This window comes from Streptomyces sp. NBC_01451 (assembly GCF_036227485.1).
GTDB lineage: Bacteria > Actinomycetota > Actinomycetes > Streptomycetales > Streptomycetaceae > Streptomyces.
In genome coordinates this window covers 264765-288684 of sequence record NZ_CP109479.1, presented here as the reverse complement: position 1 = coordinate 288684, position 23920 = coordinate 264765, and the positions used below count along the sequence as shown (strand labels likewise).

The following is a 23920-nucleotide window of genomic DNA, read 5'->3' as shown; positions in this document are numbered from 1 at the left end:
GGTGGGGGAGGCCCGATTGCCATGGAGATCGGGTGATTGATCAATTCCGGTACAGAAAATACACAGCATCTGCCATATACATGCATGTTCTTGCCTTTGAAATGGCAAAGGGTCTTGAGTCGTGATCATGGCGGTACCTAATCTCCGGGTCGGTCACTGATCTGTGATCCGACTGTGCGGTGGCCCTCGAACGGGCATCTCTTGGGGGTTTTGCGCGTGAGTGGCAGACGGCGCTGGTTCACGGGCACGTGGCACCGGCGATTCTTCGGCGGACTGGGGCTGTGGACCATTCCGATCGCGCTACTCGCGCTGCTGGTGCCGGTAGCCATAGCCGGCGGCTTCGGCACCCCGGGCTTCCTGGCCGGCCACGCGGACGACGGCTTCGGCCACCACGGCGGCTTCTCGTTCGACGGCAAGGTGTGGCACCCCAAGAAGCTTCCGGCGGCCCAGGTCGTGGGGGCGCACCTTCTGCAGCCGAAGACCTCCCGGCATCCCAAGGGGTACAAGGCGCCGGATACGTATCGGGCGCAGGCGGCCGATTGGCCCAAGGCCGCTACCGCCGTTGTCGACCTCGGCCCGCGGACCGAGACTCAGTCCAAGTCCAAGTCCAAGCCCGAGTCACCGTCCATTTCCAAGCTGGTGAAGGCGGGTTCACTGCCCGTCTGGGTCGCGCCCGCCGACACCGCGCACGGCGTCGACTCCGTGCGGGTGCAGACCGCGTCCCACAGCCAGACGCTGCGCACCGGCGCCAACGGCATGCTCCTGGGCATCACCCCCTCCGGCACGGCGTCCGCCCGTGGCCGGGTCAAGGTGGTCATCGACTACTCGTCGATCGCCCGCGCGTACGGCGGCGGTTACGGCTCCCGGCTGCGGCTGGTGCAACTGCCCGGCTGCGCGCTGACCACCCCGGAGCGGGCGGAGTGCCAGAAGGCCACGCCGCTGAAGTTCACCAACCGGGCGTCCGCCGAGCAGTTGACGGCGACGGTCACGATAGGCTCCCCCTCCGCCTCCGCGTCCGGCTCGGCTTCCGGCGGCGATGCCTCGGACACCCCCTCGCCGTCCCCGGACACCACCGGCACCAGCACCCCAACGGCGGCCCCCAGCCCCGAATCCCCGGAGCCCACTGACAGCAGCAGCGCATCTCCCGAACCATCCGGAAGCGCGAACGGCCCGGAAGCCATGTCGGAGCGCGTGGCCCCGCTGAGCGCGTCAGACGCCTCCGGCACCACGGCCCTTGCCGTGACCTCAGGCGCCTCCGGCTCCCAGGGCGACTACGGCGCCACGCAGTTGTCGGCCGCCGGTACCTGGCAGGCATCGGCCACCGGCTCCTTCACGTACTCCTACCCGATCTCCGTGCCGGCCGCGATCGGCGGCAACGCGCCCTCGGTGGGCCTGGGTTACGACTCCCAGTCCGTCGACGGGGAGACCACCGCCCGCAACTCCCAGGCCTCCTGGGTCGGCGACGGCTGGAGCTACCAGGTCGGCTATGTCGAGCGGCGCTACCGCAGCTGCGGCTCGCTGCCCGACTCCGACGGCAAGAAGCTCGTCAAGGGCTCGGCGGACGAGTGCTGGGGCGGGGACAACGCCATGCTCTCCTTCGGCTCCCACTCCGGAGTCCTGGTGCCCGACGGCGTCGACTCCGGGGTGGCCGGTGAGATCCGCCAGTGGCGCATCCAGGGTGACGACGGCACGGTCGTGCAGGAGCTGTCCGGCGCGGCCAACGGGCTGCACGACGGCGTCTACTACCGGGTGCTGACCACGGACGGCACGGCCGCCTACTTCGGCGCCGACCACTCGCCGAAGGACCCCGGCACCGGCGCCACCCTGTCCGCCGACCCGGCCGACCCCTCCACGCACTCCGCCTGGGGCGTCCCTGTCCTGCACCCGCGCTCCACCGACCCCTGCCACGACGACGCCAAGGGCAAGGCGTCGCGGTGCGACAAGCCCGAGGGCTGGCGCTGGAACCTCGACTTCGTCGTGGCGCCGGACGGGTTCGTGCAGCGCTACGACTACACCGCCGAATCCAACTACTACGACCTCGGCGGCGGTCAGGCGGCCGCGACCGATGACCCGGACGACACCGGAACCCTCACCTCCTACACCCGCGGCGGCGCGCTGACGCTGATCTCGTACGGCTACACGCTGGACGACGAGCAGGCGGGCCGCACCCCGGCCGCCGAGGTCGACTTCGGGCTGGCCCAGCGCTGCCAGACCACCAGCAGTTTCACCGACTGCTCGGCCGGCAACCTCAAGGACAACACCGCCACCCACTGGCCGGACGTGCCGTGGGACCTGCACTGCGACTCCACTGACAAGACCAAGATGCCCGACGGCGCCACCACCGTCCCCACCGACGTGTGCGTCACCGCCGGCCCCAGCTTCTGGACCACGACCCGGCTGGACTCCATCACCACCAAGGTCCATGTGAAGGCCACCGACCAGCTCACCGCGGTCGACGCCTACCAGCTGGGCCAGGTCTACTCGGACGCGGGCGGCACCGTCGACCCGGTCTCCGGTACCACCGTGGACCCCAAGGACGCCGGAATGCTGCAGGCCGTGATGTGGCTGCAGTCCCTGCGCCACACCGGCAAGGGCACCTTCGGCAACGGCAACAGCGACATCGCGCTAAACCAGGTGTCGTTCACCGGCACCGAGATCGACAACCGGGTCGACGACGACTCCCCGTCCGCGCCCCCGCTGTACCGGCCGCGGATCTCCAGCATCCAGACGGAGACCGGCGAGTCCGTCGCCGTCGAGTACAACTCGCAGCCCTGCAAGGGCAAGACGCTGTCGATCGCCCACGCCGACAGCAACACCGAGTCCTGCTACCCCGTCTACTGGACGGTTCCCGGCGCCTCGAAGCCGATCGCGGACTGGTTCAACAAGGTCACGGTCGACAGCGTCGTCACGTCCGACCTCACGATCGCCGGCCAGTACAAGCCGGACGCCCAGAACAACCCGGCCGGCTCGGAAGCCCAGATCTCCCACTACAGCTACTCGGGCCCGGCCTGGCACCGCGACGACGACGCGCTGACCGACGACCAGTACCGCACGTGGGACCAGTTCCGCGGCTTCCGCACCGTCACCGTGCAGACCGGGCAGGCCCCCGAACCCGTCACCCAGCAGACCACCACCTATCTGCAGGGCATGGACGGCGACTACAAGGCCGACGGCACCCGCCGCTCCGTCACCGTCGACGCCAAGGTCGACGGCAACACGGTCCTCAGTGTCACCGACACCGACCAACTGGCCGGCACCGACTTCCAGGACACCGGCTACACCCAGGCCGGCGGCAAAGCCGACACGGTCAGTGTCAACGGCCCGTTCACCTTCACCACCACGGCCTCCGCCGCCCAGACACCGTGGACGGCATGGACCCAGGACGACAACCCCGGCGGGACCAGGCCCGACACCTCCACCCTGCCCGACCTCACCGCGCACCGCATCAAGGCCAGCAGTTCCCTGCAGTACGAGCTCCTCGCCGACAACACCTGGCGGCACACCAGGACCGACACCACGTACGACAGCCAGGGGCGGCTGTCCACCGTCAACGCGCACGGCGACGGCGTCGACCCCAAGCAGGAGAAGTGCGCCACCACGACGTACGCCGACCCGCCGTCGTCGAACACGATGATGCTGGCCTACCCCGACCGGGTCACCTCGGTCGCCGGTGACTGCTCCACCGCGCCGGGCGCGAGCAACCTGCTGACGGACAAGAAGATCTATTACCTCGGCGACGGCACCCCCGCCCAGCTGGGCACCTTCGGAAGCGTCTCCGCCTCCGGCGAGTCCACCGCGACGCAGACCGCCACCGGCTACACCGGCACGACCGAGAACTGGCTGACCACCTCGGCCATGAGCTACGACGGAGCCGGCCGCGTCACCGACTCCTACGATGCCACCGGGCAGAAGACGCACACCGACTTCAGCCCCCCGTGGAGCAGCGCGGGCGGCAACACCAATGCCACCGGCGAGACCTCCACCAACAGCAAGAACTGGAAGGTCACCTCCACGCTCGACGCCCTGCGCGGCGCCACGCTGGAGAGCGTCGACGCCAACGGCCGCACGACCGACATGACCTACGACGCGCTCGGCCGACGCACCGCGGTCTGGCTGCCCGGCCGGGACAAGTCCGCGGGCCAGAGCGCGGACCGTACCTTCGCGTACTCCATCGACCCCGGAGCCGTCCCCGCACCGGGCGGCACCGTCACCCAGCCCGGCGCCCCGACATCCGTCACGTCGAAGACGCTGCGCGACGACGGCACGTACGCCACCTCCATCCAGATCTACGACGGCATGCTCCAGCCCCGCCAGACCCAGGCCACCGCCATGGGCGACTCCAACTCGGGCCGGGTCGTCTCCGACACCTTCTACGACTCCCACGGCTGGCAGGTCGCCACCTACGCGCCCTACTCGGAGCCGGACAACTTCCCCTCCACCACGCTGTACGCGGCGAACGAGAACCAGATCCCCTCCGAGACCACCACCACCTACGACGGTGAGGGCCGGCCCCTGAAGGAGACCCTCTGGCACCAGGCCGTCGAGCAGTGGCACAGCTCCACCGGCTACCCCGGCGCCGACGAGGTCGACACCACCGCGCCGGCCGGAGGCCGCTCCACCGCCTCCTTCACCAACGCCGTCGGCCAGACCACCAGCACGGTCGTGAAGAACACCGGCTCCACCGTCACTCTGACGGGCGGCTCGGTGATTCCCTCGGGCACGTCGCTGACCTCCGACAGTGTGCGCCTGACGATGCAGTCCGACGGCAACCTCGTCCTGTCCGCCCTGGCGACCGGCGCGACCCTGTGGTCCTCGGGCACCTCCGGCCACGCCGGCGCCTGGGCCAGGTTCGGCACCGACGGCAACCTGGTGATCTCCAGCACGGCCGCGGCCCAGCTGTGGACCACCGGCCTGACCGCGACCACCGGCGCCACCTTCCAGGTCCGCAACGACTCCACGGCCGCCGTCGTCGCCTCCAACGGCACCACCGTGCTGTGGAAGCAGGGCACCGCGGCCGCCGTCGCCGCCGCGAACACCACCACCAAGTACACCTACACCCCGGCTGGCCAGGTCGACTCGATCAAGGACAACGCGGGCAACACCTGGTCCTACACCTACAACCTGCTCGGCCAGAAGCTGACCCAGACCGACCCGAACACCGGCAAGACCACGTTCGACAAGTACGACGTCGCCGGCAACCTGCTGCAGACCACCGACTCCCGAGGCCAGGCACGGTCCTACACCTACGACTGGGACAACCGCCCCACCGCCGAGTACGCCGCTGCCTGGTCGGCCAGCCCCGACCAGTCCAAGCTGCTGGTCTCCCACGTTTACGACACGCTGGAGAAGGGCTACCTCACCTCCTCCACCCGCTACGTCGGCGGCGCCTCGGGAGCCGCGTACACCCAGGCCGTCACCGACTACAACACGGCCTACCAGCCGCTGGGCACCACGCTGACCGTCCCGTCGTCCGACGGCTTCGCCGCCGCGGGCCAGTCCAGCGCCCCCACCTCCGGCAGCGTCACCTACACCGCCACCAACCGCTACACCGACACCATTGGCCTGCTGTCCACCACGCACTACCAGGCGGACGGTCACCTGCCGGCCGAGGACATCGACTTCGGCTACACGCAGCAGGGCAACCTCGACGGCATCGGCGGTTTCATCAACTCCGCCAACACCCCCGCCTACCTCGACACCACCGTCCACGATGCCTTCGGACGCGTGCTCCAGGCGAACTACGGCCACACCGGCAAGGAACTGGCGACCTTCGCCCAGTACGACGTGACGACGGGCCGCACTACGCAGACCAGCAGCATGCTGCAGACCTCGACGACCGCCCTGGACGTCAGCAACCTGCGCTACAACCAGGCCGGCGAACTCACCGCGATCGACGACCTGCAGGACAACACCACCCACGACACCCAGTGCTTCACCTACGACTCCTTCCAGCGGCTGACCGCCGCATGGACGGACACCGCGGGGATCACCGACCCGAGCGCGTTCACGCCCGGCGCGGTCGGTGGCTGCACCACCGCACGGGTGCAGACCACCACCACGTCCCCCATCAAGACCACCACTGTCGGCGGCCCGGCCCCGTACTGGCAGACCTACACCTACGACCAGCTCGGCGACCGCACCGGCACCGTCAACCACGACACCAGCGGCAACGCCCTCAACGACACCACGCAGGCCATCACTTACCCCGGCACCAACGGCACGGCGCCCGCGACGCTGCCCGACCAGGCGGGAACGGCGACCCTCACCAACCTCTCCGGTACGGCGACCATCGCCTCCACCTACACCGACCCCACCTACGCCAACGCGAACGCCGGCGACACCATCAGCCGGAAGGTGACCACCACCGGCCCGCTGACCAGCTCCTTCACCATCACCGGCGGCGGCAGGCGGTGCGTCGAGGACGCGGGCGGCTCCACCACCGCCGGAGCCAAGGTGCAGATCAACACCTGCGGCGGCGCCACCAGCCAGAAGTGGACCATCGGCACCGACGGCACCGTGAAGGTCCTCGGCATGTGCCTGGACACCACAGGCAACGCCACCACTAGCGGCACCCTCGTGGTGATCGACACCTGCAAGACCGACGCCACCCAGAAGTGGAAGGCCACCACCACCGGCACCCTGGTCAGCAACGCCAACCCCGCGATGTGCCTGACCGACCCGGCCGCCTCCGCCACCACCGGCACCCAGCTGACCCTCGCCACCTGCGGCGGCAGCGGCCAGACCTGGACCGACGCGGCCACCGGCGCCATCCCGGCTGGCCAGAGCCAGACCTTCACCTACGACGCCGAAGGCCGCACCGCCACCGTCGCGACGACCTCCGGCACCCACACCAACACCAGCAAGTACCTCTACGACGCCCAGGGCGACCTGCTCGAACAGACCGCCGCCGTCGACGGCACCGACAAGACCCGCGTCCTCTACCTCTTCGGCGGCGCCGAGCAGATCACCCTCAACGTCTCCGCCAAGACCTGGACCGGCCTGCGCAACATCACCGGCCCCGACGGCACCACCGTCACCCGCTCCAGCACCGGCTCCGTCACCTACCAGGTCGCCAACGGCCAGGGCACCGCCGTCACCGCCGTCGACGCCTCCACCCTGGCCGTCACCCGCCGCTCCTACGACCCCTTCGGCAACCCCCGCGGCACCAAGCCCGGCTCCTGGGTGGCAGCCGACGAGAACCACGGCTTCCTCGGCCAGCCCACCGACCCCGTGACCGGCCTCGACCTGCTGGGCGCCCGCGACTACGACCCCGTACTGGGCCGCTTCCTCAGCCCCGACCCGGTCTTCGAGGCCGGCGACCCCAACCAGATGGGCGGCTACGCCTACGCCGGAGACAACCCGGCCAGCGGCTCCGACCCGAACGGTCTGATGCTGGCCCCGATGGACGGCGGCGGAGGAGGCTGCGACGCCAAGTGCGCTGCCGCCAACGACAAGGCGTACGCCTCCACCACCTCCTCCAGCGGCACGAAGAAGCACAGCAGCGGCGGCTGCTCGGGCTTCTTCGGATGCGCGGGGCACTACTTCAAGAAGGCACTGCCGGTCGCCGAGAAGATCGCGACCGTCGTCGTCGTCGTCGCCGTGGTCGTGGTGGTCGTCGTCGCAGTCGCCGCCTGCGCCGAGACCGTGGTCGCGGCCCCCGCATGTCTCATGGCAGCGGGCGAGGCGATCGGAGCGGTCGGCGGTCTGGCCGGCGGCGCGGACTGCATGGCCATGGGCTGCGGCGGAGGTGAACCCATAAGCGGAGAGGAAGCGGACTCACCACCCGCAGTGGCCGGTGCCGGCGGGGCCGGCAAGGCCCCGAAGGCCTCCGCCGACGCCGCACCGCACGACGCCGGCAGCGGCTCGGGCGACGCGGCCGCCGCCTCGGGCGCGGGAAGGGAATCCACCAAGGACTCCGCCGGCACCAACGCGGCAGCGCCCAGAAAGTCCGACTCCCAGAGCGAGGCGGCGGCATCGAGCAAGTCGGCGGCCACCCCGGACAAACCCGGCACGGGCAACTCGGGCACCACGGCTCGCTCGCAGTGCAGCTTCTCGCCGGAGACGCCGGTCCTCATGGCAGGCGGCAAGACCAAGGCCATCGGCAAGATCAAGACCGGTGACAAGGTCGAGTCGGCCGACCCCAGAACGGGCAAGCACCAGAGCGGTCGCACCGTTCAGCACATCTGGATCAACCACGACACGGACCTCCTCGACGTCACCGTCCGCGACAAGGACGGCCACACCGCAACCCTCCACACTACGGCCAACCACCCCTTCTGGGACGACACCACCCACACCTGGAAGCCAGCCGGCGAACTCCGCCCCAAAGACGCCCTCAACACGGTCGACAACGCTCACGCCTCCGTCGTCAGGACCCGGATCACACCCGGTACGGCGAACCGCTGGAACCTCACGGTCCAGGAACTGCACACGTACTACGTGCTCGCCGGAAGTGTGCCGGTTCTTGTGCACAACACGGGTTGCCCGACAGCCGCTGCCCTCCGCGCGGCTCCTCATCCCGATGATGTCTCATTCGCTACTTCCGTGGATCTGAGCAGCAAGACGGCAGCGGAAGCCGGAGACATTCAGGCGGCCAGCGGTTTCGCCACGGACATCCCCGACGGTTACGGGAGGGCGATGCCCGAACAGGTGCACGCGGCAATGCCGACAGAGCGCACACCGTTCTTCTTCGATAATTCTGGAGGACCCGGCGCTTACTACCTGTCCCATGCCGAGAAGCAGGCTTCGACTCTGCGTCCCGGTATCTCGATCTCTGTCAGTCGAGACATGTGCGACAACTGTATTGCCTGGTTCCAGGAAAGGGCCGTCCAGCTGGGAATTCATCTGCATGTGTCCGACCCGACATCCATCAACGTATTTGCACCGGATGGGTCGTGGATGGCGTACGACTATCCACCCTGGAAGGGCTAGTTTATGTGATATGTGGATTTGTGGAGGTGGTCCGTGGGGTAGGATCACCTCCACACTCTAGAGGCGGCTGTGCCGCTGATCATGAGGAGATGTCCGTGGGTGAAGCGGTGTTGAATTGGCATGTATTCCCTGAAGGGATTTCGATCCAGGAACTCTTGGCACGCGGTGATCAGGCCACGGCTACTGGAGATCTCATCTCTGCGGGCAACTGGTATTTCCATGCCAAGCGCAGGGGTTCGACGGAGGGCCGGGACAGGGCTCGGGGACTCCAGCCCCGACTGGAGATCCTGGCCGACCAGGGAGATCTCGACGCGAAGGTCCTGGTGGCAGGCCTGCTTCTGGAGCGTGGCGAACAGCTTTCCCGCGCGGCCTCATTGCTGGAGACGGCTGCTGGAGGGGGTGTCGTTGAAGGGATGAGGGAGCTGGGGTTCGTCCTTGCCGGAGGGGTGGGTACGGCCGCCGACCCGGGCAGGGCCAACGATTTGTACCGTGCTGCCGCCGAGGCGGGCGACGGCTATGCGGCCTTCAATCTTGCGGTTAACTATTATCGCGGTCATGGGGCTGGGAAGAACTTCCGAGAATTCGCAAAGTGGCTGCAGATGGCCGGAGAACTAGGAATTCCAGAGGCATGTGCCGTGCTGGGAGACCAGTGCGCGAAAAAAGGCCTCGATGGCGAATCTTTGCAATGGTACGTCAGGGCGGCTAAATCTTCACATGTCCCTGCGATGCTCGTAGCGGCGCGGCGCTATCGGGATGGTGTTGGAACTGCTGTTGACCTGGTTCAGGCAGTTCGCTGGCTTTTGACTCCGCTTGATCGTGGAAATGGAGATGGAATTCATGACGCGATCGAATTGGCCAGCTCAATGACGATCGAGCAAATCCGCGAAGCTGGTCAACTCTCTGGCCATTCAGATGAGGCTGAGCTGCTAATCCTTAGGCGTTAGCCATAAGTGATGCTCCAGGGGTTCCTGTGACTCCAGGCAGCAACTTTGTTCTTGGCGGACTTCTCCGGTGACACGCGGCTCCCAGGTCAGGGATCGCCAATGATGACGTATGGGCAGCCCGTCCACGCAGGACCTGACGACTCCGTTCTCCTGGGGCGGCGGCTTCCACGGGTGGGCGGCCGAGCGCGCACGGCGCGAGCGGGTGCTGGCGGACATCAGCGGAGGCGAGGGGCGGCAGCCCAGCTTGTTTCCTGCCTTCGTATGCTGGCCGCTTTGACGGATGAACTGCAGCTCCTGGCCGACGCCTTGACCGCCGACTACGTGCACGGTCGGGGGCGGCCGAGGAACACCGCGCGCGGATCCTGTCCACGCAGGCGAGCACCGACGGAGGCCTGGACGGCCTGGCGGCCGGAGGCGTCCTGAGTGTCGAGTCCCTCGAGCAGATGCTGCGCCCGCACCCGGAGCTCGGTGCGTGGAGGCTGGTTCCCGTGCTGCGCGCCTACCCCGGTGGGAGCCCCGATGCCCGGGCGCTCGTACGGGAGCTGCTGGACGCGATTGCCGTCGACGGCTTCCCGTTGCTGACGCCCCGGACGCTGCGCTACATCGAGGCCCCCGCGCGCTACGACGGCGACGCCCCGTCGGTCTTCGGGCGGCGGCATCACCGGGTGCTCGAACTGGTAGCGACGGCCAGTAATCCAGCTGGACGCGATCGGCTCCCCGGCCGTCGTCCTCAACCCGCGCCGCGATGACTTCCCGGCCGGCGAGGTGGCGGCGGCACGGGAGCAGACGGTCTGGGAGTACGAGCTTCTCCGCGTCGCCGACGTGATCCTCTTCTGGTTCTGCGCCGAAGCCGTCCAGACCATCGCCCTGTACGAACTGGGAGCCCACGCCGCCTGCCTCACCCGCCTCGCGGTCGGCGCCGATCCCGACTACCCGCGCCACCTGGACGTCGTGCAACAACTGCGGCACGCCCGGCCGGACGTGAGCGTCCACGATTGTCTCCAAGCCACCGTCCGCGAGGCCGCGCATCAAGCGTGAGGCAATCAAGGGGCCTGCGGTGCAGGCCGATCTAGATTGGCTCCAGTCCTTCATCAGTGCGCTGGATACCCTCTGATCCTGCCAACTGCGCTGGACCTCGTGTGATCCCCACAAATTCACCCGCGCGGTCAACTCGGCAGCGAGTAGCGTCCCGGTCATGCACAGCGATCTCGACGCCGATGAGGCGTGGGAGCGGCTGCGGGCCAGCCGCTCCGATCCACCCGCCAGAGCCGACACCGGATCCCGCCGCAAGACGTACTCGGCAGCCCTGGAACAGGCTCAGCAGCTGTTCCACGCCGCTTCCGTCGTGGGCCCCGCTACGAGCCCGATCCTGGCCTTTTACGGCCTCAGCCAGGCCGGGCGTGCCATCACGGCCGCCGCCTGGTCCCTCAAGGGCGGGGACTGGCGCCTCGACACCCACGGGATCAAGACCACAGGGTTCCACCTGCCCTTCCCCGACATCGAGATCCGAACCGATCCGTCCGGCACCCAGGGCAGCTTCGTGAAGGTCAGCGAGGTCCTCGACTCACCGGTGTGGGAGATGGACCCGCTGCGCCTGGAAGACGTCTGGGACCTGCTGCCGCCGAACCTCCGTTACCCGCTCACCACCAGGAAGCGGCTCACCCCGCTGTACACGGTCGGGGATGACGTCGGCGTCGGCACGCACGAGCACTCCCTGCTGAGCGTCCCCGTGTGCGATCTCCCCGACCGGGTCATCGACGCAGGCACCCGCGAGGCGCTGGTCGACTTCCTCACCTCGTACCCGACCGTCGCCCAGCACGAGAGCTACGTGACCACCCGCACCCTCAGCCTCGGGCCGGAGGCACCTCCGGACTACACCCGCTACAACCACGGCGGCGGCGAACTCAGGATGAACTGGCTCATGCCCGAGGGCGTGGGCACGGGATTTGACGGAAATGCGACCGGAGTCGAACGGTTGGCCCACCTGCGGACCCTGACCCGCAGCTACGCCGGGAGCCGGTACTTCCTACCCGTCCTGGGCTCGATGAAGCGGGAACTGCACCCGCTGATGGCCTGGTGGGCCGTGCTGTACACGCTGTCCATGCTCGCCCGCTACGAACCCGCGACCTGGGGCACGCTCATCAACGTCGACACCAGCAAGTACGCGGTCCCGATCGAACGGCTTCTGGAACGCGCCATCAACCACTTGCCCGTTCTGATCGCGGACACCATCACTGAGGTGAGCACCTGACGTGTCTGTGCCGAAACTCCACCACTACGTGCCTCAGAGCTATCTGGCACGATTCGGGCGAGGCGACATGGTCAGAGTGAGGCGCCGGTGCCCTCCGAAGACGCACCTCGCCAACGTCAAGAACGTCGCTGCCGAGACTGGCTTCTACACGATCACGGACGAGAACGGCATGCCCTCCACGACCATCGAACACGAGCTCAGCGGCCTGGAAGGGCAGGCACTCGAGGCCCTGCGCCGGATCGACCAGACGGGGATGCCACCGGCTGCCGGGACCGACGACCGCGAACTGCTCTGCCTCTACCTGGCTGTGCAGATGGCCAGGACCCCGAGGAAGCGCACGGGCCCGCTCTTCGGGCGCAACGTCACCCTCTACGCGGACGGTCGGGAGGTCGACCTGGCGCTCATGGCCAAGTACCTCACACGTAAGCATCTCGGTCACCCGCCACGGGAAGCCGAAGCCCAGGGCGCCTTCGACTACTACCACGGCACACGGGCGATGAACGGCGGCAACGACCCCACTCACGACGAAGCGGTCGCCGTGACCTTCAGCTCTGTCTGGGTGTGCATCCCGCAGTACCGTGCCCGGCATTGGCGACTTGAGACCAGCAGCAAGCCGATCTTTCTCACCTCCGACACGCCCCTTGTCCTCTGGCGTCCCGAGACTCCGAGGGACGCCTACGAAGGGTTCGGCCTGGAGAATGCTGACGAGGTCAGGTTCCCGGTCAGCCCCACGGCCCAGCTCGTCCTCGTCCCCAGCCACGGCACATCCGCGGAAGAGGTCAGGCTCAGCCGCGTGAACAGCTGCAACCAGGACCTTGCGGACAGCTGCGAGCAGGTCGTCGTCGGGCACCCGGACCGGCACGCCGCGCTCGACAAGGTCCATCTGAGAAGGCGCGGACCCACGCTGCGCTTCAACTCGGGCCCCGGCTTCCGGAAGAAGCCGGACGGCACGCTGGAGCCCATGGGCGACATCCTGCACATGTACACGACTCGCCGCTAAGACCAAGCAGTAACGGGGGCCGGGCAAGGTGGCCTGCCCGGCCTGTCGACGGCTATTCGATCTGTTGCGGCCCTCTTGGGGGTGAGCAGCTCTTCGAGGTCGACCTGCGCATTGCTCAGTTTGATGAGCGGGACGCGTGAGAAGTTACTTGCGAGTAGGATGTGGGGTTGCGTTGGTTGAACTGGGGTGATCTGCGGGTTTCTGGGATCTGCTCACTGCGAGCGTTGATTGCTCAGTGGTACTGGGCGGCCGGTAGTGGCGGTCGAAAGCAGATGGATTGGCACTGGCCGGTTAGTCCCTCTCGTGGCTGGAAGGCATTGGTTGCATCGGTGGGGCAAGCCAGGTCCAGAGGCGAGGGCATGGGGTCGGCGAGCTTGACCTGGCCGGGGTCCCGGGGTGCGGCGGGCGGTAGTCGAGGGGTGCTGTCGGCGGCGCGGAACGTGTCGCGCGGGCCGGTGATGTTGTCGGTGCATCGTGACCGTGCGCCGTTGGCCAGCCGCTGTGAGGGGGCGTTAAGTTCGTTTCTGGTAGGGGCCTCCCAGGGAAGGTCGGACTTGACGCCCGCTAGCAGCGGAGCCTCGTGTCCTGTGCGCCTACGTTTCTGATCACGTGGCGAACCTCTGATCCCCACTGTCCCTTGCCAAAGGAGCGGTGCCGACTCCATTGAGCGCCAGTACGGTGGGGAGGGCGGTGTGAGTGTGGTGGTGCCGGGAAGGGGGCTGCGGGCGTGGATGAGGTGAGTCAGACTTCGGCGGGCCGGGATGGTGCCGAGTTGGTCGCGGTGGAGGCGGGCTGGCAGCGGGTGTATCTGTCGGCGAGTCAAGCCAGATCGGTGGATCTGGAAGGCGGCGAGGAGGAGATCTCGGGCCGGCGCCGGGGCGAGCCGAAGCTGGAGCAACTCCTTGATGGTCTCGCGGGGTTCGCGCAGGAGATCGCAGGCAGGCTGCGCAGCACCGACGCCTCGCGGGTCAGCGTGCAGTTCGGTTGCGAGGTGCTGGTTGAGTCGGGCCAGTTCGTCGCTGTGATCGGAAAGGCATCGGCGACATCGATGATCACGGTCGGGCTCGAATGGGAGAAGTCAGCACCCTGAGGTGGCCATGGGTACATTGGAGGACCTGCTGCGCGCGGCCACACTCGCTCTGGAGGTGCGCTCGCCCGGCGGGAAGGTCACGATCGAGGGAACGGGTTTCCTCATCGCCCCGGGAACCGTCATCACGTGCGCCCACGTGGTCGCCGATCATTTTGAGGAACTGCCCGATTTTGTACGGGCCCGTACGGTCGACGGCTCCGAGTTCCTCCTGGAGCCGGTGCCGGAGTGGTATGTACGTCGGCGTCCGGGGGACATGGACTTGGCGTTCCTGCGTGCCCCCGACGACATGGGTCTGCCGCATGTGCTGGTGTCCGACCTGATCGACGTCGGTGACTGGGTATGGACGTTCGGATATCCGGCGGGCATGTTCCGGGCGGGTCAGTCGGCGCTGCTCACCGTGCAGGGCGCCTCCCGGCTGCGTGCCGTGGACAAGAACGGCCGTCCGCTGGGCGTGGACTGGCAGCCGCAGCGGGTGTTCGGTACGCCGGTGGGTGGCGGCTACAGCGGCAGCGCGGTGCTCAACCGCCGCACCGGAGCGGTGTGCGGGCTGCTGTGCTCGTCCGACAAGGCCGGCAGCGCCCACATGGTGTCAGCCGGCGATCTGCTGTCCGCACTGCCACAGCTCACGCAGGTCCAGTCCGACCCCACCTGTAACATCGCTTGGCTGGACGCGCTCGATGACGACCAGATACGTCTCGGCGGCTGGCGGTATCCCGGGCCGCGACTGCGCGTCTACCTGGACATGGCGGTCCGGGCGACTCGCGAGCATTCGTATCCGGGCGCACTGCCCGGCGTACCGCCCCCGCCACCTGCCGCGGTTCACCTGCGCCAGCGAGCTCAGGCCGCACCGGCACCGGCGGAAGCCGGAGCTGCAGTCCGGTCGCCGCTCGGGCAGGCCGATCCACCAGGGACCGTACTGGCGCAGGAAATCCTGGAGAACGGGGGCGACGCCCTCGTGGTCGCCGGCCCGGGAGGCGGGAAGTCCACTCTGCTGCGCACGGGGCTCATCAGCCTGGCCGAGCGGTGGCGAGCAGGGCATCCAGGCCTGTACATACCGGTGCTCGTACGGGCCGCCGATCTGGCCGCGCCTCTCGCGTTTCCCGACGCCGTCGCGGCCGGTGTGACCAAGGAACTGCGTACGGCAGGCCTTACGGAAAGCTGGCCGGGAGAGTTCTTCGCCACCAGGCCGTTGCGCGGGGTCGATTGGCTCGTGCTGATCGACGGCCTGGACGAGATGGCAGACCATTCCCGGGCCGAGGTCGTCACCATGCTCGGCGCCCTGTCGAAAATCCCCAGTTCGCCCTATCGGTTTGTGGGAACCATGCGACCGCTGGCCCCCGGCGCACTGGGGCAGAGCACCTCCAGCAGCTGGACTCCGGCGCGTTACGAGCTGCTGCCCTTCACCACCGAGGACCTCGGTCGGTTCGTCGAGCAGTGGTTCACCTCCCAAAACCTGCCCGAACCACGGGTCGCCGCCGCGGACTTCAGTAAGCAGTTGCAGCGACGCGACCTTGAGGAGCTGGCTCGGACGCCGTTGATGGCCACTATGTTGTGCCAGCTGTACACCGTCGATCCCGACCGCCAGCTCCCGGACAGCCGCGGGCGTATCTACCAGGCCTTCGTCGATCTGTTGCACAAACGCCAGCGCGCTGGCGGCCTTCGGGCACGCACCCAGGCCGCTCTGCAGGCCCAAGACCAGGGGCAGGCGGCCCTGAACGCAGCGGAACGAACCCTCGACCACCTGCCCGAGTTGGTCGCCTACCTGGCCTCGGCCCAGCACGACGGCAACAAAACCCGCGCGATCGATCTGCTCGCCGCCCAGCCGGAAGCCGCGCGACCGAAAGCCGTTCCTCTGGACGTATGGGAGACATTCCTGGAGGAAAGCCTGCGCGGCACCGGCTTGGTGACCGTGCGTGACGGGGATGCCGTCTTCCTCCATCGGACGCTACTGGAGTACTTCGCCGCCTGCCATGCGACCCGGGACAGGGCGGCAACGGCCCGAACATTCAGGACACTCAACCGACCGGCCCGATATGGGCTGCTGACCCGTGTACCGGGCTTCCGACCACGGATCTGGGGGCTCAAGTTCTGGAGACCGCCTGAAGCGGACGGCCCCCTCGTCGGCTTCGTGCTCGATCTCGGGCAACGGGACGGCACGCCCAAGGAGTTGGCTCGCCTGCTACGGCGTCTGGCCAAGCGGTCCGGCATTGCTGGCTGCGCTTTCATCGCTGCGCAGGTACAGCTGGGCACCCATCTGCCTCCTGACATCCCATCCCTCGCCCGCGAGACTCTGCGGCGCCTGTTGCGTGGTACCGGACTTGACGTCAAGGACCGTATATGGGCGGCTTCGGCACTGACCTGGCTCGGCGACGCCCATGCCGCGTATGAGCTCGGGGAGATCGCCCGCACGCCCGACCATGACACTGGGAGCCGAGTGTGGGCGGCTGCAGTACTGGCCGAGCTCGGCGACGCCGAAGCCGCCGACCTCCTGGTGCACCTCGCCACCGTGCCCGGTCTGTTCGGGATCTCCAACCTGCAGGCGGCCCGTGCTCTGGTCAGTCTCCGCGACGAACGCGCCTCGGCCACCTTGCGGGCTCTCGCCCACGACCAGGACCTCGACTCCGGGACGCGTATGGAGGCAGCCGAGTCGCTGGCCAAAATGGGTGATCCGTCGGCAGCGGACACCTACTGGCATCTGGCGCACGACCCCGCACTTGATGACGCGAGTTACTCCTCCATGGGACGGTGGCTGTTTAGCCTCGGCTACCTGGACGCCGTGGACCCGCTGTGGGCGCTGACCCACGGTCTTCAGATCTCGGGCCGTCTGATGGCCACCGGAGAGCTCGCTGCACTCGGTGATCGACGCGGCACCGATCTCCTGGCGGTATACGCCCGCGACGGCGCCCGGGACGACTCCGGTCAGGTGTGGGCGGCCTCCGCGTTGGCCTCTCTGGGCGACCCACGCGGCCCCGATGCCCTCACCGCCCTGGCCCTTGACCCAGCCCTAAGCCATGACCACAGGGTGCAGGCGGCCATAGCACTGTCCGAACTCGAAGACCCTCGGGCCGATGACCTTCTCGCAGCCCTCAGCAGCGCCTCCCCCGATTCCCGCGCTGCTCTGTGAGGCGCATGACCTTTCCTCGCAACCCCCGCCGCGAGCCTGCGTCTGCTGAAAACCCTGTCCGCGCTTGTCAGGAGGAAGATTGCTTGACCGGCGCACACTCGCCGAGACTGAAGCGCGTCTCGCGGAGTTGGCCGCCGCCCGAAAGGCCATCGCCGAACTCGCTGTCAACGGTCATTGAGATGCCCAGGTGGGTGGCCGTTGGGTGTCCAGGCTGGTGGCCATCAGAAACCCAGGTGTGTGGCCAGTGGTGTTCCTGGGGGTGGGGGTCAGTTCAAGGGGACCACTCCCTTCCCGGCGAGGGCCTCGGCGAGGCGGTGTGAGTCGCCGGTGGTGGTCACGAGGTGAGCGTGGTGCATGAGGCGGTCGGTGCTCGCGCCCGCGAGGGTCTTCGGCATGATCGTGTCGAAGCCTGAGGGGTGGATGTTGCTGGTCACCGCGATGGACCGGCGTTCGTAGGCGGCGTCGATGATGCGGTAGAACGCCTCGGCGGCGTCTTCCCCGACCGGCAGCAGGCCGATGTCGTCGACCTATGCGGATGTCGGCATAGATCGACCTATGCCGAGCCCGCGACTATGCCGAGCAGGGTGCCACTGTGACTGGCCGCAACCACGGTGGGGGTTGCTCGGTTCGGCATAGTTGAGGATGGACGGCGGCTGCCAGCGCTGCTCAGCTTCTGACACACTGATGCCATGACAGTGCATCGAAAGGACCATGCCGCGTAGGCGTCCTTCTGACCTGCGCTCAGACCGCCGGAGGTTCCCGGTTGAGCGCGGGCGATATTCGAAAATCGGTCAGCTCTCTGGCTCGGCGCAGGCCGAGATCATCCGCTTGGAGCGAACTCGCTTCTCGCCCGGTGACCTTGGCAAAGCCCTGGCTGCCTGGAGTGTGCTGGCGCATACCCCGCGACGGCGTTCGCCTCTCGTTCTCACGGGCTGTGGTGAACCGTCCTGCTGTCCGCCGGAGCCAGGTGAATGGCGAGACCTCCTGGAGGTCGCCATACATGCTTTGCCTCCGAAGTCCGCGCGCGAGCTCGTCCGCATCGTCGGGCGCCTGGACCGCAGAATCCTCGATCACCCGGCCCTGAGACACACCGTTTCACCGCGCGGTCGATGGTGGCGCTTCAGCCTGTGGCCGTGGGAGGACTGACCCTCATGGCGTCGGGCCGTTCATCCGAGCCGTGCATCGGTGTCACAGGCGGTCGAGGAAAGCGAGGACCTTGTCGCTGGGTTGGTAGCGGCCTGGTCGGGCGGTGACCGGTGTGGTCAGGGCCAGGGCCTTCTCCTTGATGGTCATGTCGGCGTGGACGTAGGCGTCGGTGGAGCGGACGCCGGCGTGGCCGAGCCAGAGTGCGATGACGGTGGTGTCGACGCCGGCCTGCAGCAGCGACATGGCGCAACTGTGCCGCAGGACGTGCGGGTGGATGCTCTTGTCCTGCAGGGATGGGCGGGCTTGCGCGGCGACCTTCGCGTGGGTGCTCAGGCGCTGTGCGACGGCGTCGCGGCTGAGGCGCCGCCCGGTGCGGGTGCAGAACAAGGGGTCGCCGCCGTGGCCGGCGCGTTCGTTCAGCCAGGAGCCCAGCAGGTTCTGAACCGGGCGGTCGAGCGGGACGGTGCGCTGTTTGCGTCCCTTCCCCTCGCAACGGACGGCGGCGCCGTCGCCCAGGGTGATGTCGTCCAAGTTCAGGCTCGTGAGTTCGGAGACGCGCAGGCCGGTCTGGACGGCCAGGGCCAGCATGGCCTTGTCCCTCCGTCCTTCCCAGTGTTTCGGATCCGGTGCCGCCAGCAGCGCCTCGACCTCCTGGCCGGTCAGGAACGTGATGGTCCTCTTGTCGAACCGTTTCGGCGGGATATCCAGGACCCGCTGGATGAGCAGGGCATGTTCGGGGTGCTGGAGGGCGGCGTAGGAGAACAGGGAGCGGATCGCGGTCAGGCGGACGTTGCGGGTTCGGGTGCTGTTGCCGCGCTCGTCCTCCAGGTGGTTCAGGAACGCGGAGATCACGTCCGCGTCAAGGTCGTTCCAGTCCAGCTTCGCCGGAGCGGTGTCGGTCCGCTGCTGTACGAAGGTGAGCAGGAGGCGGAGCGCGTCGCGGTAGGCGGCAATGGTGCGGGGGCTGGCCTGGCGCTGGCGGGCGAGGCGGTCGGTGAAGAACGCCTGCAGGGTGGGGGCGATCAGGGTCATGGGCGAGCCGCTTTCCGGACGCCGTCGCGGCGGGCGGCGGCCAGTGCGAGCAGTTCCGGGGCCGCCGACAGATACCAGTAGGTGCAGGCCGGTTCGCGGTGTCCCATATAGGTCGACAGCGACGGGATCTTCGCCTGAATGTTGTCCTCGGTGCGATACCAGTGCAGCAGGGTGCGAACGGCGAATGTGTGTCGTAGCTCGTGCAATCGCGGCCTGTGCGGGGCGTCCAGGCCGACTCCGGCGGCGATTGATGATGGGCCGTCCGTCGGCGAGGGCCCGCAGGGACCATCCGGCGGGAGGTGGCTGCTCGATCCGGGCCAGGACTGCCTCCTCCAGCGTGGGGTCCGTCGCGACGACCGCGTCCTCCAGTTCGCTTGCCGAGGCCACCACCGTCGGCACGTCCGAGGTCGGCAGGACGTGCCGGAACTCGGGGGTGTTGACCAGGTGGTACGGCTCCATCGTCATCACGATGCCGAACATCGGCCGGTCGTGGGGGATGTGGGCGAACTTCGGGTGCCGCTCCCGGATGAGCTTCGCGGTGTTCGGGATCTGCTTCCCGATGGCCTTGCCCAGCTTCTGATTCAGCTCTTCGCCGAACGTCTCCTGCGGCCCGAGCCGCAGGCCTGCGGTGGGCCGGGCCGCCTTGGCGTCCAGCAGCAGCACGAGGCCGGGCAGGACCACGATCCAGTCGACGCTGTTCTGGCCGCCGCCCTTGCCGTAGGCGATCTCGTGATGGACCTCGGCATCCGGGAGCAGCCGCAGATGCCGGCCCACGTACTGTTCGAACAGCTCGCCCAGGTCTCCCGCGAACAGCTCGAAGGCCTTGCTGCCGGGGCCGAAGTGCTCCATCCCTGTGTAGTAGAGGCCCATCGGGCTGACCTTGCCCAGCGCCGCGGGCGTCACCGGGATCAGGTAGTCGCACCCGAAACCCCTCACCAGGGGCCTGGAGCGCAGCGGGTTGGGCGTGTACCTCCGCATCAGCGGGTCGGATGAGATCAGTCCTGCGGCAGCACGGGCGCGTTCCTCCTCTGCCCCCGTGGCGAAGTGCCGTTCGAGGACGGCCTCCACGGCGGCGCGGCTCGTAAGCTCCGTGAACACGGCGAGCTCGTTCTCGGGCACCCAGTCCAGGTCGACCCGGCCCTGCCAGTAGGTCGCCGCGGTGAACAGCAGCTGCCCCAGCCACACGTAGTCCGAGACGGGGCAGCCCAGCACCTCCTGCTCCCAGCCGTCGACGAGGGCCTTCAGCGGTTTCGTCGGCTCCGTCTGGACCAACATGGCCACACTGCGGGCAAGCTCGGAGAAGTCGTCCTCCTGCCAGGTGAACTGCTGCCCGGCCACCCGCAGCAGAAGTCCCGACATCCGATCACCGACCGGCAAGTGCCGGTAGAGGTCGTCCAGCGCCACGTACTGGGCAAGGATCTCCTCTAGGTCGTCCATGGCCGCAAGCCGCTGCCGATGCTCGTTCCCACGGGTCAGTGACACCCATGCGGCGTCGGCGAACGCCCACGGCCGGTGCAGCCCCTTGATGCTCCGGTGCCGGTTCAGCCTCACCCAGTCCTGCTGCCAGTCGACCTTCGTCGGCAGCAGCGAGCTCACCTGTGCGATCAGGGGCTGCAGGGAGCCGGGCGGGTGACGGCGGACCCGCTGGACGTACTCGTGGTCGGAGATGGGGAATCTGGACGAACGGACCATACACACGATTCTCCTCGCGTCGGCCCGCCGAACCGGACGCATTTTCCTGAGGAGGGCCGGGTCAGCGGGCGAGGGTGACCTCGATCGGGCTGTTCGGACAGCTGGAGAGGATGTCGGTGAGCGTCTTCTGTTCGGCGGGGTCGATCGTCAAGCTCCAGCGGGTTTTGACGGTGATCCAGTCGGCGGCGTAGGTGCAGCGGTAGCCGACCGCTGGGGGCTGCCAGGTGGCGGGGTCCTGGTCGGACTTGGACCGGTTGGTGGTGGCGGAGACCGCGATCAGGGCGCGGGCGTCTCCGAGGTCGTTGGCGTAGGCCTGGCGTTCGGCCGTTGTCCACGTGGAGGCGCCGACTGGCGGGGAGCGTCATTCCAACCTTGCGCTATTCGTGAACGTGTCACCGTTCTGAACGAGGGTGAGGGTCCACCAGTTCGCTGGCGGACCCTCACTCTCGCGGGCTAGGCGGCCCCGACCACCCGAGGTCGCAACACTTCGACCGCATCGGAGATCATTCACGGGACAACCTTTAGCAGGGTGAGCACGGGAGAACGGATGGATCTGTCGGGAGACTGACGTGAGGGATCGGAACGTGGACCTGGTGTTCAAGAAGGTTTGACGGCACGGCCATTGGGTGTGGCTGAATCCGGAACCTATCCAGTGGCGAGGATGGCTTGCATCGCTGCTGCACCAAATAGGGGTACCAACACCGCTGCATTGTGCGGGGAGATGGGAAGGCGGGTTGGCGTGGCGACTCCGACGGTTGTGGTGGTGGGTGCGGGTCCGACGGGACTCGCGCTGGCGTGTGGTCTACGCGCGGCGGGGGTATCGGTCGAGGTGATTGACAAAGCGGAGCATCCGTCAGTGACTTCGCGGGCGCTGGGGTTGCAGCCGCGAGGCTCGGAAGTCCTCGATCGGCTTGGCGCCTTGGACGGGTTGCCGGAGCAGTCGGTCCGTGTGGCGGAGGTCGTCACGCACGTTAACGGGAGGTGCCTGGCGCGCTTGAGGGTCGGCGAACACGCGAAGTTGGTGAGCCGTCCAGTGTTGGTCAACTCGCAGGCAGAGGTGGAGGCTCGGCTGCGGCGCCGGCTGGGTGAACTGGGCGTCGCCGTGGAGTGGGGGCAGGAACTTCTCGGTGCCGATCAGGATCGGAACGGCGTGACTGTGCACCTGACCGACAGGTCAGTTCGCACACGGTGGCTCGTCGGCTGTGACGGCGCGCACAGCAGGGTGCGCAAAGTGGCGGGCATCGAGTTCCCCGGGGCATCCGTGGCGGAGGGTTTCCTGCTGGCGGATGTGCGGGCGGCGTTGCCTCTGCGCAGGGACACGGTGTCGGGGTGGCTGCGCAAGGACGAGATGCTCGGAGTCTTCCCGCTGCCGGGGAACGACGTGTGGCGCCTTGTGGCTTCGGCACCCGCAGGGGGAGCGGGCGTTGTCGATCCTGATCAGGTGTCTGCTGTGCTGGGCAGCGCGCTGCGGGATCATGCCCGTGTTGAACCTGCCATGGCGTGGGATGTCCTGTGGACGTCCGCGTTCCGTGTCCAGCGCCGCCTGGCCACCGGCTACCGTCGCGGCCGGATCCTGCTGGCCGGGGATGCGGCGCACGTGCACAGTCCCTTTGGAGGGCAGGGTATGAACACCGGGCTGGGGGACGCCGAGAACCTGGCGTGGAAGCTCGCCCTGGTCGTTTCGGGTCGGGCCGGGAGCGGTCTGCTGGACACGTACGAGGCCGAACGGCGGCCTGTGGCGCGGGAAGTAGTGGGGGCCACGAGCCGTGTCACTCGCCTGGTCGTAGGGGAGAGCCCGCTGGCCCAGGCCGTACGCGATCACGTTCTGGTACCGCTGCTGAACCGGCCGGTCGTACAGCGGCTGCTCTGGGAGAAGTCCTCGCAGCTCAGGGTCAGTTATCGCACAGGTCCTTTGGCGGGGCGGCTGACGTTTCCATGGGCCGCGGCCGGTTCGTGTGCCGGTGACCGAGTGCCGGACCTGCAGTGCGTCCGGGAAGACGGTACGCGGACTCGTCTGCACGCCGAGCTATGCCCAGGCTGGGCCCTTGTCGCTCCCGGTGCGGACACGCGGACACAGGTATTCGTGGATATCGCACGTCGAAGGCTGGGCGGAGGCGGTGCTGTCGCCGCCTTCCTGTCACCAGAGCACGGGCGGAAGACCATGCTGATCCGTCCGGACGCTCATCTGGGCTGGTCCGGCACCTCACCGGCCGCGCTGGACGAATGGCTGGCCCGGGTCTTGGGCGACGCCCCTGTTCGGTCATGAACAGGGGCGGCCCTCCGATTGTCCGGAGGGCCGCCCCTGTCTTCGTTACTGCTTACCGCGGGCTATTCGTTACCGCTGGTCACCTACGCCATGGCTAGCAGGGCGGCGAACAGGAAGGAAGCCAGCCCGCCGAAGAACAGGGTCGCTGCGGCGAAATGGACGATTTTGCGAAGTTGGAGACGGATGATCAGCCCGACTGTCACCATCAGTAGCGAGGTGACGACGGGGAGTGCAGCCAGGACTAGCATGGCGATGCCCAATCCGACTGAACCGCTTTGGGCGTCGCCGGACTCCTGTACCTGCTGTATGCCGTTCAGCGTGAGCGGGAGCACCGCCACGAGCCAGGGGACAGCCGCCACTGCCGTGATGACCAGCGTGTGCAGCGGTGTCCAGGGATGGGTGCGAAGTTGCGTACGGACTGAGTTCTCAATTGCCGTTTTCATG

The 23920-nt window shown here is 67.8% G+C and carries 11 protein-coding genes and 2 pseudogenes; 9 read left to right on the top strand and 4 right to left on the bottom strand.

Annotation, left to right across the window (positions count from 1 at the left end; genetic code table 11):
* Positions 1–216: 216 nt before the first annotated feature.
* The 8 genes from OG595_RS01250 (at position 217) to OG595_RS01215 (ending at position 17340) form a co-directional block, all read left to right on the top strand.
* Entirely contained in the window at positions 217–8931 is an 8715-nt protein-coding gene (locus tag OG595_RS01250) for a ricin-type beta-trefoil lectin domain protein (RefSeq protein WP_329266895.1), read from the top strand.
* A gap of 95 nt (positions 8932–9026) precedes the next feature.
* Entirely contained in the window at positions 9027–9875 is an 849-nt protein-coding gene (locus OG595_RS01245) for a tetratricopeptide repeat protein (protein ID WP_329266893.1), read from the top strand.
* A gap of 488 nt (positions 9876–10363) precedes the next feature.
* A complete protein-coding gene (locus OG595_RS01240; protein WP_329266891.1) occupies positions 10364–10624 on the top strand; it encodes a hypothetical protein in 261 nt (86 codons plus the stop codon).
* 16 nt (positions 10625–10640) lie between these two features.
* On the top strand, positions 10641–10913 hold the full coding sequence (locus OG595_RS01235) for a nucleoside 2-deoxyribosyltransferase domain-containing protein (protein ID WP_329266889.1): 273 nt from the start codon (positions 10641–10643) through the stop codon (positions 10911–10913).
* 157 nt (positions 10914–11070) lie between these two features.
* Positions 11071–12126 carry a YaaC family protein gene (locus OG595_RS01230; protein WP_329266887.1) on the top strand — a complete coding sequence of 352 codons (1056 nt, stop codon included), beginning with the start codon at positions 11071–11073 and terminating at the stop codon, positions 12124–12126.
* 1 nt (position 12127) lies between these two features.
* Positions 12128–13126, top strand: coding sequence for a DUF4238 domain-containing protein (locus OG595_RS01225; protein WP_329266885.1), 999 nt, complete (start codon positions 12128–12130; stop codon positions 13124–13126).
* 727 nt (positions 13127–13853) lie between these two features.
* Entirely contained in the window at positions 13854–14216 is a 363-nt protein-coding gene (locus OG595_RS01220) for a CU044_2847 family protein (RefSeq protein ID WP_329266883.1), read from the top strand.
* A gap of 16 nt (positions 14217–14232) precedes the next feature.
* Positions 14233–17340 carry a trypsin-like peptidase domain-containing protein gene (locus OG595_RS01215; protein WP_329266881.1) on the top strand — a complete coding sequence of 1036 codons (3108 nt, stop codon included), beginning with the start codon at positions 14233–14235 and terminating at the stop codon, positions 17338–17340.
* Between the two features lie 266 nt (positions 17341–17606).
* Here the strand turns inward: OG595_RS01215 and OG595_RS01210 are convergent.
* The 3 genes and pseudogenes from OG595_RS01210 to OG595_RS01200 all read right to left on the bottom strand — a co-directional run.
* Positions 17607–17867: pseudogene (locus tag OG595_RS01210) on the bottom strand (ATP-binding protein); the annotation flags it as partial.
* Between the two features lie 661 nt (positions 17868–18528).
* Positions 18529–21210: a tyrosine-type recombinase/integrase gene (locus tag OG595_RS01205; RefSeq protein ID WP_329266879.1), complete on the bottom strand. Its 2682-nt coding sequence runs from the start codon at positions 21208–21210 to the stop codon at positions 18529–18531.
* A 61-nt stretch (positions 21211–21271) separates the two neighbouring features.
* Positions 21272–21556: pseudogene (locus tag OG595_RS01200) on the bottom strand (GmrSD restriction endonuclease domain-containing protein); the annotation flags it as partial.
* 393 nt (positions 21557–21949) lie between these two features.
* On the opposite strand from OG595_RS01200, the gene OG595_RS01195 reads away from it, so the two are divergent.
* A complete protein-coding gene (locus OG595_RS01195) occupies positions 21950–23476 on the top strand; it encodes an FAD-dependent monooxygenase (RefSeq protein WP_329266877.1) in 1527 nt (508 codons plus the stop codon).
* Positions 23477–23559: 83 nt separating this feature from the next.
* Here OG595_RS01195 and OG595_RS01190 read toward each other — a convergent pair whose 3' ends face one another.
* Entirely contained in the window at positions 23560–23919 is a 360-nt protein-coding gene (locus OG595_RS01190; protein ID WP_329266875.1) for a hypothetical protein, read from the bottom strand.
* Position 23920 lies beyond the last annotated feature (1 nt).